This is a genomic window from Methylotenera versatilis 7, from assembly GCF_000799165.1.
Lineage (GTDB): Bacteria > Pseudomonadota > Gammaproteobacteria > Burkholderiales > Methylophilaceae > Methylotenera_A > Methylotenera_A versatilis_A.
The window spans coordinates 519,649-536,852 of the sequence record NZ_JUGF01000002.1; the positions used below are offsets into that span (position 1 = coordinate 519,649).

Annotated in this window: 13 protein-coding genes; 12 read left to right on the forward strand and 1 reads right to left on the reverse strand. The window is 43.2% G+C overall.

Annotated elements, in window-relative coordinates; genetic code table 11:
- Window positions 1–30 precede the first annotated feature (30 nt).
- The 12 genes from mreC (at window position 31) to K370_RS06570 (ending at window position 12,241) form a co-directional block, all read left to right on the forward strand.
- On the forward strand, window positions 31–1,074 hold the full coding sequence (gene mreC, locus K370_RS06515; RefSeq protein ID WP_047540011.1) for a rod shape-determining protein MreC: 1,044 nt from the start codon (window positions 31–33) through the stop codon (window positions 1,072–1,074).
- On the forward strand, window positions 1,061–1,534 hold the full coding sequence (mreD, locus tag K370_RS06520) for a rod shape-determining protein MreD (protein WP_047540013.1): 474 nt from the start codon (window positions 1,061–1,063) through the stop codon (window positions 1,532–1,534). Before mreC ends, mreD begins: the two co-directional genes overlap by 14 nt.
- Window positions 1,535–1,552: 18 nt before the next feature.
- Window positions 1,553–3,514: a penicillin-binding protein 2 gene (gene mrdA / locus K370_RS06525; RefSeq protein ID WP_047540014.1), complete on the forward strand. Its 1,962-nt coding sequence runs from the start codon at window positions 1,553–1,555 to the stop codon at window positions 3,512–3,514.
- 20 nt (window positions 3,515–3,534) lie between these two features.
- Window positions 3,535–4,632 carry a rod shape-determining protein RodA gene (gene rodA, locus K370_RS06530; protein ID WP_047540016.1) on the forward strand — a complete coding sequence of 366 codons (1,098 nt, stop codon included), beginning with the start codon at window positions 3,535–3,537 and terminating at the stop codon, window positions 4,630–4,632.
- 35 nt (window positions 4,633–4,667) lie between these two features.
- Entirely contained in the window at window positions 4,668–5,645 is a 978-nt protein-coding gene (locus tag K370_RS06535) for a septal ring lytic transglycosylase RlpA family protein (protein ID WP_047540018.1), read from the forward strand.
- Between the two features lie 79 nt (window positions 5,646–5,724).
- Window positions 5,725–6,864 (forward strand): D-alanyl-D-alanine carboxypeptidase family protein, encoded by a 1,140-nt coding sequence (locus tag K370_RS06540; RefSeq protein ID WP_047540020.1) that lies wholly within the window; start codon window positions 5,725–5,727, stop codon window positions 6,862–6,864.
- A gap of 20 nt (window positions 6,865–6,884) precedes the next feature.
- Entirely contained in the window at window positions 6,885–7,184 is a 300-nt protein-coding gene (locus tag K370_RS06545; RefSeq protein ID WP_047540022.1) for a YbeD family protein, read from the forward strand.
- Window positions 7,185–7,200: 16 nt separating this feature from the next.
- Window positions 7,201–7,851, forward strand: coding sequence for a lipoyl(octanoyl) transferase LipB (gene lipB / locus K370_RS06550; protein ID WP_052185191.1), 651 nt, complete (start codon window positions 7,201–7,203; stop codon window positions 7,849–7,851).
- Window positions 7,844–8,851, forward strand: coding sequence for a lipoyl synthase (gene lipA / locus K370_RS06555; protein ID WP_047540024.1), 1,008 nt, complete (start codon window positions 7,844–7,846; stop codon window positions 8,849–8,851). The genes lipB and lipA overlap by 8 nt, the downstream gene beginning before the upstream one ends.
- A 35-nt stretch (window positions 8,852–8,886) precedes the next feature.
- Window positions 8,887–10,179: a glutamate--cysteine ligase gene (gene gshA / locus K370_RS06560; RefSeq protein WP_047540026.1), complete on the forward strand. Its 1,293-nt coding sequence runs from the start codon at window positions 8,887–8,889 to the stop codon at window positions 10,177–10,179.
- A gap of 20 nt (window positions 10,180–10,199) precedes the next feature.
- Window positions 10,200–11,156 (forward strand): glutathione synthase, encoded by a 957-nt coding sequence (gshB, locus tag K370_RS06565; RefSeq protein WP_047540028.1) that lies wholly within the window; start codon window positions 10,200–10,202, stop codon window positions 11,154–11,156.
- A 47-nt stretch (window positions 11,157–11,203) separates the two neighbouring features.
- A complete protein-coding gene (locus tag K370_RS06570) occupies window positions 11,204–12,241 on the forward strand; it encodes an FAD:protein FMN transferase (protein WP_047540030.1) in 1,038 nt (345 codons plus the stop codon).
- A 229-nt stretch (window positions 12,242–12,470) separates the two neighbouring features.
- On the opposite strand, the gene K370_RS06575 is transcribed toward K370_RS06570, so the two are convergent.
- Window positions 12,471–17,174, reverse strand: coding sequence for a pilus assembly protein (locus tag K370_RS06575; protein ID WP_160255836.1), 4,704 nt, complete (start codon window positions 17,172–17,174; stop codon window positions 12,471–12,473).
- Between the last annotated feature and the right edge of the window lie 30 nt (window positions 17,175–17,204).

The window sequence follows — 17,204 nt, forward strand, 5'->3', positions numbered from 1 at the left end:
TATCGTCATTAATCAACTACTCGTGCTGGTATGCTTAAAGGCGTTCATCAAAAGTTAGATCCCCAACAAACCCCAGCTTTTTTCGTCCGCGGTGCCAGTGCATTTTCACGCACGGTATTTTTTTGCGCGCTGTCTATTAGCCTGATGGCAATTGACGCGCGCTTAAATTATCTTTCACAGGTACGTCAGGGGTTCATTGCAGCACTGCATCCTCTGGAAATGGCCGCCAATGCGCCAAGCAACTGGATACGCGATGTGAGCAATTACTTTTCCGCACACAACCAGATGGTGCAAGAAAACTACGCACTCAAGCAACAGGCATTTGAGCATCAAGTCAGATTACAGCGATTAAATACCGTTGAAGCTGAGAATGCACATTTGCGTAGCCTTCTGAATGGCGACATCCCTATTCAACCTAAAGCTGTTTTGGGTGAGATTTCACACACAGGACGTGATCCGTTTAGTCGGGTCGTGGTCATTAATCGAGGTAGCCAGCACACAATTAAAGCTGGTCAGGCAGTGGTTGACTCCAAAGGCGTGCTTGGTCAGGTAACACGCGTGTTTCCATTTAGTAGCGAAGTCACACTGATTACCGATAAAGCGCTGTCTATCCCAATTCAGATTGAACGCAATCAATTGCGCGCCATTGCATTCGGCGAAGGCAACAACAAGCTGGATATTCCTTATTTGCCCACCAATGTAGATATTAAAGTAGGCGACACACTGGTGACTTCGGGTATCGATGGTATTTATCCTGCAGGTTTAGCGGTGGCAAAAGTCACGCAGATATTGCAAGATCCAGACTCACCTTTTGCCAAAATCATTAGTACGCCAGTAGCCGAAGTCAGTAACCACTTACAGTTACTGGTTTTAGAGCTACCGATGACTAAAGAAGCATTGCCGATTGCAAGTACGCCAACTAGCGCCAAAACACCAGATGCAGCAAAAGTGAAAGCGGGCGCAGCTGTGCCGACACCAACTAAACGCAACAACCCTATCCAGCCGAATAGGATAATTGCACCTACTGACAATATTAAACCCAACAATAAGGTTAAGCCCAATGCGCCCGACTAATATTGTTGTTGTTTACCTTACCTTATTAATTGCATTAGTGTGCCAACTTTTTCCGTGGGTTGGACAAGGCATTATTTTTCGCCCTGATTTCATGTTAATCGTCACGCTGTATTGGGTGTTGCGCGCTCCTCATTTATGCAATATTGGCACGGCTTGGTTTGTAGGCATATTAGTTGATTTGGCAACGGGCAGTTTACTGGGCCAGCATGCGTTAAGCTTTACTTTGGTGGCTTTTATGGGCTTAAGTTTCCAGCGCAGATTGGTACTATTTAACCCATTGCAACTTGCTGGTTATGTGTTTGCATTACTGGTTATCGAGCGCCTAGTCATGCTGTTGCTGAAACTGTTTGAAGGTAACGACAATCCTGGCTTGCACTATTTTTGGCCGGTTATCTCAGGCTTATTGTTGTGGCAGTTGATGATATTGCTATTTGGCGCATTAACGCGCCCTAAATCTTGATGTTTTTTTGCGCTACATATGGCTTACAGTAACGAACTTAAAAACCATCACAATGAGCTGCATAATTTTAGGTTACGCTTAACAGTTCTGGGATTATTCGCGCTGATTGCTTTTAGCATTCTGGCTGCGCGATTTTATTTTTTACAGATTAATCGCTACGATCATTACCAAACACTGGCAGAAAACAATCGTATTTCAGTCGTACCCATTGCGCCCAATCGCGGCTTAATCACTGACAGGAATGGTGTTGTTTTAGCCCATAATTTCTTTGTCTATACGCTAGAAATCACGCCTTCAAAAATAAAGGATCTAGACGCAACTATTGCAGAATTGGCGCAGTTAGTGGAAGTGAGCAGCGTAGACCTGAAACGTTTTAAAAAACTTAAAGCGCAAAGCCATGTTTTTGAAAGTGTGCCATTACGCACACACTTGAATGAGGGAGAAGCCGCCAGATTCGCGGCCAATCGCTACCGCTTCCCCGGCGTTGAAATTAAATCACGTCTATTCCGCCATTACCCTCAGGGCAAAATGGGCGCACACATGATCGGTTATATCGGTCGCATTAATGATAAGGATCAGCTGAAATTAGCTGAACGTGGAGTTCTGTCTAATTACAAAGGCTCCGATCACATCGGCAAAAGCGGTATAGAGCAATCTTATGAAGCAGAGCTACATGGCACCACTGGTTTCCAGCAAGTAGAAATCGATGCGGACGGCAAGGCTGTGCGCGTACTTTCCAGCACCGCACCCGTTTCTGGGAACGATTTAGTATTGGCAGCCGATATTAAATTGCAGGAGATTGCAGAAACGGCTTTTGGTGAACATCGCGGTGCATTAGTTGCCATCCAGCCCAATACCGGTGAAGTGTTGGCGTTTGTGAGCATGCCTACATTTGACCCCAATTTGTTTGTGGACGGCATTGATGTTGAAAACTGGAAATTACTCAACGAATCATTGGATAAACCGCTGATTAATCGGCCTTTACGCGGCATTTATCCGCCAGGTTCAACTTTCAAACCTTTTGTTGCTTTGGCAGGCCTTGAAGCAGACAAACGCCAACCGCCATTTAGTATTAATGACAATGGTTATTTTACGCTGCCAAATAGCACACACCGCTATCGTGACTGGAAGCCGAGCGGCCATGGCGTTGTGGATATGCAACGTGCCATAACCATTTCCTGTGATACCTTTTTTTATGGCTTGGCGATGGAGCTGGGGATTGAAAAACTGACCGACTTTGTCAGACATTTTGGTTTTGGTCGGAAAAGCGGTATCGATATTGCTGGCGAAGTCGATGGTTTACTACCTACACCAGAATGGAAACAACGGCGTTTTAAACAGCCTTGGTACAAAGGTGAAACGGTTATCGTGGGAATTGGTCAAGGTTATACGCTGGCAACGCCCATGCAACTGGCACAGGCGACTGCTATTTTAGCCAACAAAGGCGTGGCCATGCGCCCGCATTTAGTTTCAGCGATCACCAATACTAAAACGAAAGTCCGCGCAGAAGTTGTTCATGCGATTAACGATAAGATTGTGTTAAAAGACGAGAATTTAGAAATTGTCAGACAAGGCATGGTTGACGTCACACTACCTGGCGGCACGGCTGTGGCTGTTGGTGCAAATGCGGGTTACAGCATTGCCGCAAAAACGGGTACTGCACAAGTCATTGGCATTAAACAAAATGAAAGATATAACGAAAAATTAATGAATGAACGGCATCTCGACCATGCCTTGTTTATCGCCTATGCCCCAGCAGAAAATCCAACCATTGCCGTGGCGGTGATCGTTGAAAACGGCAGGCATGGCGGCTCTACCGCTGGGCCAATAGCGCGAAAAGTAATGGACTATTATTTATTGGGCAAATTACCCGCTGTTGAAGCGCCTAAAGATGCCCAGCCTATCACTAGTGCAAATAGCACTAATTCGCTCACTGCAAATCCACTGCAAATTCCAGAGGAAGAAGAGCATCATGACTGAGATTAGCATTAAAGGTTTGTATGTTTAGCAAACTAATACAAGGCATTTTTAAGCATATCGATTCGTTCTTAATCAGTTGCCTGTTATTCACATTGCTAGTTGGTTTATTTGTGCTGTATAGCGCATCCGGCCAGAGCTTTAATCGTGTGAGCGCGCAGCTTATTAACATTGGCGTGGCACTGGTTGCCATGTGGTTTGCTGCCAACATTCAGCCACAATTACTAGAGCGCGTTGCAGTGCCCGCTTATATTCTAGGCGTTTTATTATTAATTGGCGTTGCTTTATTTGGCGATATTAGTCACGGTGCACGGCGCTGGTTAAACTTAGGCTTTACTACAATTCAGCCTTCTGAAATCATGCGGATTGCCGCACCAATGATGCTGGCCTGGTTTTTTGCAAGACGCGAAGCCAGTCCGCGTATTAGAGATTTTATTATTGCCGCCGCGTTATTGGCGACACCTGTTATATTAATTATGAAGCAGCCCGATTTAGGCACTTCACTGATGATTACCGCCTCTGGTTTTTATGTATTGTTTTTGGCAGGGTTAAGCTGGAAATTCCTGCTTGGTGGTGCCGTTAGTATTGGTGCGATGGCGCCCGTTTTTTGGTCAATGCTGCACGATTATCAACGCCGCAGAATCGAAATTTTAATTGACCCCACGCAAGATCCGTTAGGCGCAGGCTATCACACCATACAAGCAACCATTGCACTCGGCTCAGGCGGCGTAACAGGTAAAGGCTGGCTTAATGGCACACAATCACAACTGGATTTTCTGCCAGAGCGCACAACTGATTTTATTTTTGCAGTATTTGGCGAAGAGTTTGGCTTAATCGGGAACTTATTGCTGTTAATTCTATTCAGTTTAATCATCGTACGCGGCATAGTCATCGCTGGTCAGGCGCAAAGTACTTTTAGCCGACTACTAGCAGGTAGCATTACGTTCACATTTTTTACCTACGCATTTGTCAACATCGGTATGGTTAGTGGCATATTGCCTGTGGTTGGTGTGCCGTTACCTTTGATAAGCTATGGCGGTACATCAATGGTGTCGCTATTTGCCTGCTTTGGTATTTTAATGAGTATACGTACGCATAAAAAATTGGTTGCCTCTGGCTAAATAATTAAAGAATAGATATTTAAGGACAGCTATTAATGAAAAAAAACGCACTGTTAATTCTGCTATGTACGGCTTTTTTGGTTGCATGTGGCGGGTCAAAAACAGTTAAACCTTCGGCACCATCCCCTGCAAACAAACCAACGACAAGCTCACAAACCACACCACAACCAAGTGGTGGCGGCTACTATCTGGATGATGGTCCTGGTGACAATCCACCCAAAGATATTGATAGCATTCCAAATGCAATACCTAAAAATGAACCATACCTTGCGCGCGCCAATAAACCTTATAAAGCATTAGGCACAACTTACAAGCCCATGACAAGCTGGCAGCCCTACAAAGAGCAAGGCGTAGCATCATGGTATGGTAAGCGCTACCACGGCCAAAAAACATCGAGTGGAGAGGTATATGACATGTATAGCATGTCCGCTGCACACACCACTTTACCATTGCCAAGTTACGCCAAAGTGACAAATCCTGCCAATGGCCGCTTTGTGATTGTGCGTGTGAATGACAGAGGCCCATTTAAAGGCAATCGCATTATTGATTTGTCTTATGCTGCAGCTTATCAATTACGTTTTGCATCTGCAGGCAGCACATTGGTAGAAGTTGAAGCGATAGACCCGAAAAATGCGGCAAGTTACACGCAAGCGACACCTATAACTGCATCTCCTGTTCAGTTAAACCCAGAGCAGCCAAAACCAGCTAGCACTCAAACAACCGATATCGCAACAAGTGCATCTGTTAGCAGCACATCAGTCACCAATACAACCCCTGTGATAATTCAATACTTTGTGCAGGCTGGTGCATTTAAGAATGAAGCAAATGCTGAGTTACTCACCAAAAGAATTCAGTCATTGGAAATTGCACCAAATACAGGTATTAACAGCGTGTATAATAACGGTCTTTATCGCCTGAAACTAGGCCCTTACGATAACAAATCTGATGCTGATTCGGTCGCTGCTAAAGTTCGTAAGCAGCTTAATTTGTCCGCTATTATTGTCAATCAGTAGATTCTATTAATAAGCCTATCAATATAAATCTACTTAACACTTAGAAAACATTTAACTCAGAAACTAATTAATCCAAACCATGCGTATTTCATTATATTTATCACTTTTCAGCATTTTATTTTTTTCAAGCACAGCCGGGCTTGCCGCACAAATTGCGCCCCCTCCGACCTTGGCTGTAAAAGCGTACTTACTGCAAGATTTTAATAGCGGTACGATCATTGCATCGCACGAAAAAGATGCACGGGTTGAGCCAGCATCGTTGACCAAAATCATGACAGCATATGTTGTGTTTAGCGCTATTCAGCAAGGACATTTAAAATTAGATCAAACATTGCCAGTCTCAGAAAAAGCCTGGAAAGTGGAAGGTTCTAAAATGTTTATTGAACCGAATAAACCGGTGACAGTAGATGAGCTTTTACATGGCACGATTATTCAATCGGGTAATGACTCATCGATTGCGTTGGCTGAAGGTGTTGCCGGTGCGGAGGAGCAATTTGCCGACATGATGAATAAACAAGCGGCAAAACTGGGCATGAAAAATACGCATTATACAAATGCAACAGGATTACCGGACAGCAACCATTACACCACAGCGAATGATTTAGCGATTTTAGCCTCCGCCTTGATTCGGGATTTTCCGCTGGAATATCGCCGCCTTTACTCTGTTAAAGAATATACCTACAACAAGATTAAACAACCAAATCGCAACCGCCTACTGTGGCTGGATCCCAACGTCGACGGCATGAAAACTGGACATACTGAAAGTGCTGGCTATTGTTTAGTTTCATCATCAAAACGAGGTGATACGCGTTTAGTTTCTATATTACTAGGTGCTGTAAGTGAATCTATGCGTGCCAGCGAGAGCCAAAAATTGCTTAATTATGGTTTTCAATTTTACGAATCTACTTTGGTTTATAAACAAGCCCAAGCAATTAATAGCTTGCGCGTCTTTAAAGGCCAAGATAAAACAGTTGCGGCTACAGTTGCCAAAGACTTTTATCTCACTTTACCAAAAGGCGATTATGCAAAAGTAAAAGCCAACATGACTAGCCAACAACCATTGATTGCACCAATTAAAGCAGGACAAGTGATTGGTAAAATCACTTTTACCCTGGATGGAAAAATCATCAATGAACAAAAATTACTGGCGGCTAGATCAGTTGAACAAGCAGGATTCTTTGGCAGAGTTGCCGACAGTATTCGTTTAATGTTGCAATAACTAAATAGTTAACCGAAAAAATGGCAGAAGATTTACCAAACCCAAATGTTGTAGTGAATAGCCCTGAAACCTTAATCGAATTTCCCTGTGATTTTCCTATTAAGGTGATGGGTGAAACCCATGCGGATTTTACCGATGAAGTGGTTAAAGCAATACGGCAATTAATTCCCGATTTTGATGTAGCCAACATTGAAATGCGTGGTAGCTCTGGTGGCAAATACATCAGCCTTACCTGTACTGTTCATGTCACTTCAAAACCGCAGTTGGATGATATTTATCGCGCCTTAACCAGCCACCCGATGGTGAAAGTTGTGCTGTAATAACCTTATTGGAACGATGCAATTATCAAATCCTGCTTTGGCATTCTCTGATATCGTTATCCACGATCTAGGCCGCACCGACTACCAAACGACACTGGCTGCGATGCAAGCCTTTACCGCCAATCGCACCGCCGAAACAGCAGATGAACTATGGTTAACCGAGCATGACAGCGTTTACACGCTGGGCTTAAACCGCAAAAACGTACGCTTGCCTGAAAATGACATACCGGTTGTGTATGTCGATCGTGGCGGCAAAATCACTTATCATGGCGTTGGGCAGGTGATTATTTACTGCCTATTAGACTTAAGTCGCCACCATTTGAATGTGCGCCAATTGGTGCAGTTAATCGAAACCAGCATCATTGAATTGCTGGGTGCACATCAAATTGAAAGCGCAACCAAAAACGATGCACCTGGCGTGTATGTGACTGTTGATAACCAGCAAAAAAAAATCGCTTCACTAGGACTAAGATTAAAAAATAATTGCTGTTATCATGGCTTAAGTTTAAATGTGGATATGGATTTATTGCCATTTTCCGCGATTGATCCTTGTGGCTATGCTGGCTTGCAAATGACACAAACGAAGGATTTAGGCGTTAACCAAACATCACAACAATTAGGTACCGCTTTATTGCAATTACTTAAAGAAAAATTAACTCATGTCTGAAACGATCATTAACAACCCAGTGATGAATAGTGCTGCGCCGAAAAAAATTGCAGGTGTTAAGCAGATTGATGCGGAGAAAACGGCACGTATTCCCATCAAAATCATCCCTATGCCCATGTTGCGTAAACCTGACTGGATACGCATGAAAGTGCCAGATAGCACGCGCTTTCAAGAGATTAAACAGATTTTGCGTGAAAACAATTTACACACGGTATGTGAAGAGGCCAGTTGCCCTAACATCGGTGAATGCTTCAGCGGCGGTACAGCTACGTTTATGATTTTAGGTGACATTTGCACACGTCGCTGCCCTTTCTGCGATGTCGCGCATGGCAAACCGCTGCCGCCGGATGTGAATGAACCAGCCAATTTAGCTCGCACTATCGCACAAATGCGCTTGAAATATGTAGTCATCACTTCCGTTGATCGCGATGATCTAAAAGATGGTGGGGCACAACATTTTGTCGATTGCATCCATGCTGTTCGTGAAGCATCACCCGATATCAAAATTGAAATTCTAGTGCCGGATTTTCGCGGACGACTTGATGTCGCGCTAGAAATCTTACGTAAAGCGCCGCCTGATGTAATGAACCATAATCTGGAAACGGTGCCACGTTTATACAAGCAGGCACGGCCCGGTTCAGATTATCAAAACTCACTTAGTTTGCTTAAAACATTTTCTGAAATGTACCCGCATATTCCGACCAAATCAGGCCTGATGCTTGGCTTGGGTGAAACGGATGACGAGATTCTACAAGTGATGCAAGACTTGCGCGCGCATCAGGTTAGCATGCTCACATTGGGCCAATATTTACAACCAAGCGTACACCATTTACCGGTAATGCGTTATGTGGAACCGGCTATTTTTGACGATTTAAAACAAAAAGCCGATGACATGGGCTTTAATAATGCAGCTAGCGGCCCCATGGTAAGAAGTAGCTATCACGCCGATTTGCAAGCGCAACACAGTACACAAGCAACGCAAACGCAATCGGTTATCTAGCATTTACAAGCCAATCATATCGTTAGGGATTTTTCATGGTTCCACATTTAACAACTGCACTCAGCGGCCCACTGCTTAGCTTAGAAACGCGCATGCTTCAAGACATGCCGAAAATCGAGCATTGGTTCCGCTCACAATGGTTAGAATATGCTTCACCCTTTTACGCTTCGGTGGATTTACGCAATTCTGGCTTCAAGTTAGCTCCAGTAGATACAAATCTGTTCCCGGGTGGATTTAATAATCTGAATCCAGAATTTTTAAGTTTAAGCGTGCAGGCTGCGCAGGTTGCGGTAGAAAAAATCTGCCCAGAAGCGCATCGCTTGATGATCATTCCAGAAAATCATACACGCAACACTTACTATCTACGTAATGTGGTTGAGCTTGTGAATATTATGAAAGCCGCTGGTTTAGATGTGCGCATCGGCAGCATTTCGCCTGACATAACAGAGCCAACAATACTTGAAGCGCATGATGGTCAAAAACTATTACTTGAACCAGTAGTGCGTGTTGCAAACCGTATTAAATTAATCAACCCGGAATTGGGCGATTTTGATAGCTGTGCGATTTTACTAAACAATGATTTATCGGGCGGCATACCAGATATCCTTAAAAATCTTGAACAAGATTTAATTCCGCCATTACATGCAGGTTGGCACGTTAGACGAAAATCTACTCATTTTGAAGCATATAACCGCGTTGTTGCTGAATTTTCAAAACTTTTAGATATTGATGAGTGGTTGTTGAATCCTTATTTTGAAACCTGCGGTGAAATTGATTTTCATGCACGCACTGGTGAGGAATGCTTAGCTGCCAAAGTAGAAGAGTTGCTCGCAAAAATTAGAACAAAATATGCCGAATATGGCGTTACACAAGAGCCATTTGTGATTGTGAAAGCCGATGCTGGCACTTATGGCATGGGTATTATGACAGTTAAATCACCAGACGATGTGCGTGACTTAAATCGCAAAGCGCGCAATAAAATGTCTGTGATAAAAGAAGGTCAACAAGTCAGTGAAGTGATTATTCAAGAAGGCGTGTACACATTTGAAAATATTAACGATGCGGTAGCAGAGCCTGTGGTGTACATGATGGATCACTTTGTGATTGGTGGTTTTTACCGTGTACATACTGAGCGCGGCGCCAATGAAAACTTAAATGCGCCTGGCTCACATTTTGTGCCGCTAGCGTTTGAAAAACCCTGTACCTTGCCAGACTGTGCGGGCGCACCGGATACGGTACCAAATCGTTTTTATGCCTATGGTGTGGTTGCTCGCCTGGCCTTGTTGGCAGCAGCAATTGAGTTGCAAGAAACTGACCCGCTCAATTAACAACAAACATAATTAACGATATGAAACTGCTTTTCATTCTTGATCCATTAACTAGCCTAAAAAGCTATAAAGACACCAGCATTGCCATTATGCGCGAGGCCGCAGCTCGCGGGCATACATTATTTGTTTGCGAACAGCACGATGTGTTTCTACAGAATGAAGTTGTACATATTCAAGCCAAAGTATTTAACTTCGCAGATACTGGAAATGCAACAACAAGTGAAACTTGGTTTAAATTAGGCGTTAACCATACGGTACTACCTAAGGAATTTGATGCGATTTTAATGCGCAAAGATCCGCCGTTTGATAATGAATATTTATACAGCACTTATTTATTAGAATTAGCTGTAAACCAAGGTGCACGCGTCATCAATAATCCAAGCACGGTACGCAGCTGGAACGAAAAATTATCCACCGCAAAATTCCCGCAATTTACCCCTGAATTTTTGGTTACCGCAAATAACGATTTGATTCGCGCATTCTTAAGTCAGCATCAAGATATTATTATTAAACCGCTGGACGGCATGGGCGGCACCGGCATATTCAGACTAACCGAATCTGACCCTAACATCGGCGTTGTTTTAGAAATTTCAACCCAATTCGGCACACAAACCGTGATGGTTCAGCGTTATTTGCCCGCGATTTTGCAAGGCGATAAACGCATTATCGTGATTAATGGCGAGCCACTACCATTTGCCTTGGCACGCATTCCAAAAGCTGGCGAGACACGTGGGAACCTGGCAGCGGGCGGCACTGGCGTTGCGCAAGCATTGACTAAACGCGACTTGGAAATTGCCACCACTGTGGGTAAAACGCTTAAAAATGCTGGTTTATTTTTAGTCGGCCTTGATGTGATTGGTGATTACTTAACGGAGATTAATGTCACTAGCCCCACCGGCATGGTAGAAATTGCGACGCAAACAAATTGCAATCCCGCACAGGTTTTCATGGATACACTTGAAGGCATTTCTGATTAAACTTTAGCATTTGCTCGCCCGAATCAAGTCGCGCTATAGTAGCGACTATGCGCTTACTCCTCATTCTGATTTTTAGCTTTTTGCTATCAAGCTGTAGCAAACCAGAACCCATTCATCATACGCAAAGTTATGTATTTGGCACCTTGGTCGACATCACGATTTATGGTGAACCAGAAGAGGATGCGGCAGCTTTAGCCAGTGAAATCATTCGCAACTTTCAAGATTTACATAATCGTTTACATGCTTGGCGCCCAAGCGAAATTAGCGCGCTTAATCACGCCTTTAAAAACGGCAATTTGCCAGTGTCCATCAAACCAGATGTCGCCGCGATTATTTCTGATGCTACGTCGCTTTCTATTCAATCAAAGGGCGCTTTTAACCCAGCAATTGGCGGATTAATGAACGTTTGGGGATTTCACAAAGATGAAATTAAGCCCATCAAAATTGATGACGATAAAATAAAAAACTTAGTTAAAAGCAACCCACAAATGGTGGATATTGTTGTCAAAAACGGCAAAGCTTCCAGCACCAACCCAAGTGTTCGATTAGACTTGGATGACTATATAAAAGGTTATGCGCTAGATGCAACATTAGTATTTTTGCGTGAACACGGCGTTAAAAACGCCCTGATTAATATCGGCGGCAATATGATAGCGCTTGGTAAACGGGGCAATAACCCATGGCGCGTCAGCATTCAACACCCTCGCAAACCAAATGCCATTGCCGCGCTTGATTTAGAAAGTGGCTGGGCCATTGCCACCTTAGGCGATTACCAGCGCTATTTTGAACTGAAAGGTAAACGCTACAATCATATTATCGACCCCGCAACTGGCTATCCCACAGAAGACGTGCAAGCCGTTACCGTATTGGTTCCGCCACAAGTGAATGCTGGTGTGCTGTCAGATGTAGCAGCAAAACCGATCTTTATCGCAAAACCAAATACGCGCAGTCAAGCAGCAAAAGAGATGGGGGTAGAAAATTACTTAGTGATTGAATCCAATGAAAAAATCGTCATCAGCCCATCTATGGCTAAGCGTGTTACTTGGGCAGACTCCAACAAGGCACAAAAGGTCAACTTTAACTAAAAAAATCAATGTTACCCAATATCTAAAGCTGGCTTCAACAGATTAAAAATTTAGTTTCGACTTATGCCATGCCGCACTTAATAATTACTTCCCTAACTCCTATTTTTAATCATCTCTAATATTTAAGCCATTAAAAAATTCATATTATCAAATCTATTTCTATAATGTATTGCATTTACAAAAAAGCCGCTTAAAGCGGCTTTTTGATTACTATCTTTCGCACAAAAACTTATTGTTCATCAATCAATTCACGCCAAATCACGCGATGATTCGTGAATCCAGAAGCACCATCAATTGGAAACTCTGGCTGTTGAGGAGGAAATTGTGGGGTAGGATTATCAGCAGTGACAAGATTAACCACTGGTTTACCTTTCACATACAATATGTTCATACCCACAATTGGTGCATTTGTTTTGCTTGCAACCACATTACCCGCTACTGATGCACCTGTTCTGTAATCTAAGAAATTAAGCCAACCATAACCGCCAGGTGAGCAAACGGTGTTAGATGGCACTGTTGTAGGCAACAACAGCGTGCCAAACACAAGCTGCGCAGGCACACTTTGACGTTCACCACTATCGGGAAAATCAATATACCAACCCCTACCCGTTGCAAAACTCACTTGTTTAGCAGGTGCTTGAACATGTCTAGTCGCTGTAGCCGTATCGTTAACCAGCACTTGATTGACCATTGTTGAACTAGTACGTGGATTATCCAAGGTGACGAGTGAAGTGGAGTCATCACTAATGGCATATATGGATTGCTGTTGAGTGTCAGTTAAGTCGCTAGTACCTAAATATTTACCAGTACCCACATACAATATACGCTTACCGCTAATTTCAGCTAATTCTGGACGCACCGTTATTGGTTGCGTATTACCACCGGGATCTTTAAGCACAGCAACCTTAAATGGATTTGTGCCTGACTGTGCCACATTAATATCAAAACGCCAGAGATTTCCTAGCAAATCACCACTATAAACAAATTTAGCCTCATTATTGCTTTCTGCATCCATCACATAGGCATTAATTTGGGCTAAACCACTTGGTGTAGTACTAGTACCAGCTCCTGTAGCATATTTAGTTATTGTTGCACCTGTAGCTGCATTTATTACGTACAGGAAGCCTTTACCAGGATTGTTACCACTTATATTGTTATAGCCAGAGGTAATTAGAACGACCCAAGTACCATCTGATTTTTTGGTAATAATGGGATTGCCATACGTAAAACCAATATCGCTATCATCAGTATTATCAAATTCCCATAATAACAGTGGTGAATTTGGACTAGTAATATCTAGCGCGAAATACCCTTCACCGCCACCATTCAAACCGGCTACCAGTATCGTCCTCCAAACTGCACTGGTAGGAGAAATGCAACTGGAAATACAAATATCATTAACAACAATATCACCATCAAGATAATAAGTGTGACTTACGCCATTGCCGTAGTTTTTATCGGCAAGTTTCCACATATTATTCAGCACCATCGTTGGCACATAAGCCCAGCGCTCTTCACCTGTAACCGCATCAATGGCATGCAGCATACCGTCATTGGCGCCTATATATACAGTACCGGCACGTGTTGCTTGTGTTGTTTTAAATGAGCCAACTGTACTAGCGGGACCATAACCTGGATCTGCAAAATTAGCTTTAGGGCTACCTACATAAACTGGTGTTGAATGCACCAAGTCACCTAAAACAGATTCACGGAATCTATAAAGTCGAGTATCAACGCTGCCTTCTACGTTACTAGCACGATCCTCATAACCATTATTGCCACGCAAAAAATTAATCAGAGTTGTAGTATTAACTAAGGGGCGCTGGTCTGCTGTTAGCGTACTCCATTGACTCAAATTGTTTGCCAGGAATGCATTATTAAAATTGCCGGCTTTGCCCGCTGTGGTCAAATTAGCTGTATTAAAACTTCCTAAAGTACCAGAAACATTCATATAAATGTTTCTTGTGTCAGTTGTATTACTCACGAAATTCTGCATCGTACCTGCGCAAGAAGTAGAAATCTCTACTTTACAATTAGTGCCATCCAATACGCCTGGCGCACCACAGGTTGCTGTCGTTGCACTTGGTGTCACACACTGATAAACAGTGCTATTACCAATTGATGTTGCAACAACACTGCTAGGTGCGGCACAAGTATCGGCCACCACATTTTCGACGCACCACGTTGCATCCTCACTCACTTTACCAGTATCAGTATTAATGGTTCTAGCCTCTAAATTACCAATCCACTTCACGCTGGTATAACTTGCAACATAGGTAAAATTATCACCAGAAACAGGATTAAGTGTACTAGTCGCCGCAGCAGCACCCGCACCCACTTTAGCTTGAATCGAACTCAATGCATCACTGAGTGATGTAGCTAATTGATTAGGATTTTTTGCACTAAAGTAAGTACCTTGTCCATTCACTGCCGCATGCCATAAATCATCAACTGCAGTTTGTGAGTCTGCTGATGGAACAGGCCAGTTTAGTGTGCCTTGTTTCAGCTCATAAAAATCACCTTGTGTGGCTGTTTTATAATCCGTTGTATAAGTAAGTGAGGCATCAACACCCAAACCTAAAGTAAAGGTTGTCATATGTTGCTTTATATTATTATCTGTTGTGGTAACAAACACATTGTTTTCACACACATCACCTGTCGTACCATTTGGTCTTGTACTACCTGTACAATTGTTTAATGCAGATGTGCGTAAATCCGTGTCATAGTAATATTTAGTCGCATCTGCCAAACTATTACTGCTTGCTGTAGGTCCCTCAAACATAGGTCTTACCGTACCACTTCCATCCATATTACCGATGGCTGTAGATCCATTTAACTGTAACCCGCCATCACCATTCCAATATCCATCCGTGGTCAAAATAGAGAAGTTCTGTTGGCAGGAAAATTGCACAGGATCCGCAGAGTTCCCTACAGCACCTTTACCTGCATAAATCCTACCCACGGTTGATAGAGCTCGCCTTAATGGCGTGCCTCCACTTGCATTTGTTTTTAATAATAAATCGTACCAATTAGCTTTCTGTGCCGTGTCGAATTTAGCCACTGGCAAATACTTAGCACTTGTACTATTAATCGTAATAAAACCTACTCGAAAACGCGTATCAATTGACTGAAACGCAAGACTGGTAGATGTTTTCATCATTTGCATACGGGTACGATAGTAACTATACCAATTAGCAAAATTCGTCATCTCTTCATCATAAGTACACACTGTACCTGGACAGTCTGTGCGGCTGGGCGCTTTTTCAAAAGTTAACCCAGGCTCAATATCCACGCGTTGAAATGTGGTAACAACTGCTGTATTAGCAAACTGGGTGAGTGTATTAGGAATTGTGTAAGTCTTGATAGTATCGTTAGAACCACCTGCCATATTTGTTTTTGTAAAATTCAATCGATTATTTGTATCACTTTCGGTAATCGACAATGTCCCATTAGTAGCTGCGCTATTATTCACTGCTGTAATGGTAATAACAGGATTATTTGCTCCATTAGAAGAAGCAGTAAAGTCAGGAGCGGATACATAACTATTAATTTGTGCTACCAGTGCATTTGCAAGTGCATTTCGATTAGCTGAGTTATCTGTACCACCAGCCACGTTAATAGTCGTGCCTAAAATTTGGGTGGAGCCCACTGTAATACCTGTGACGCTACTAGTGGTTCTGGCAGCAGTAATGGTTAATGTGCCTACTGACTTAGTACCTGGCTGGACGGCTGTTGGCTGTGGTGATGCAGTGGTCACGACTATCGTGCCAGTAGTAGTGCCGGTAGATACTAACTCTACTAAATCACCATTTGCATTTGCCCTAAAACCTGTGGTGCCTTCTTCAGCTGATATGGCTGTTGCAATAGCCTGTGCCAGAGTAGCTCTTTGAGCTGCAGAAGTCGTATTCGCAATAGTAAGTGCTGGGCTGGGAGATAATGGAATTATCCTCACACCATCAATCGTAATATTGCTAATCGTTAATGGCGAAGGTGAAACGCATGAAGGCTGATTGGCAGCACCACAACCCGTTGTTTCTGGCAGTAACTGAATACTACCCACACTACTGGACTTAACAGCCGACCAGCGCGCAAGTGTGTGACTTGATGTTTCCGAGTATTTTCCCTGACACCCAGTACCAGATTGTACATTAGCGGCAGAAGTACACCAGCGCACTTTGGCAGGAAATATATAGGCTCCAGTTGGCGTTGCTGACTCGGTACAACTCGTCAGATTTTTATTCGTACAATATTCACCTACCGCCACCTTGTAATAGTAAGGATATCCATATGCATTGTAGGGCTGATTGTATGATTGACTTTGTGTACCAGTGTAATTGGGGTAAATATATTGGCTGTTCTTTTTACAAACTAACGGATTGTTTAGATCGGCCTGTGTAACGCCTGATGTCTTGTTGCACCACACACGATCTCGGTAACCATCAGTTAGTCCTGCATTTGGTACTAATCGCGCGCTACCGCCTGTGTTGGTCAAGGCATCATTAGGTACAGATGTCCAACCGGCAGTATTGCCAGATGTCATTGCATTTCGGTCACTACCATCCGAATTTTTAGCTGGGTTATAAGTAGTATTAGGATCGTAATAAATAGTATTGAAGGCATTTGCATTATAAGGAGGGTCACCGAAGGCACAACTCGAAGTGAAGTCGCGTGCATTTTTAAATGTTGCAGTTTGCCCCTTACATTTATTACTGTCATTCACATAATCTGGCATATAGTCCCAACCCATACTGCCCGAGTCATCTAATATATACATCAGGTTGGGTAACACATCGCCTGTTGTCGCACTTACCAGCGGAGCAGTGCCTAAATCGGTAAGCGCAGCATGGCTATAATTAACATTCAAGGCAAACACCATCACGCAAAAGACTTGTAGATATTTGTGAAAAGTATGGGTTTTATTAGGGGATGTCATGTATGACTCCTGATTCAGTTTAGTCAATAT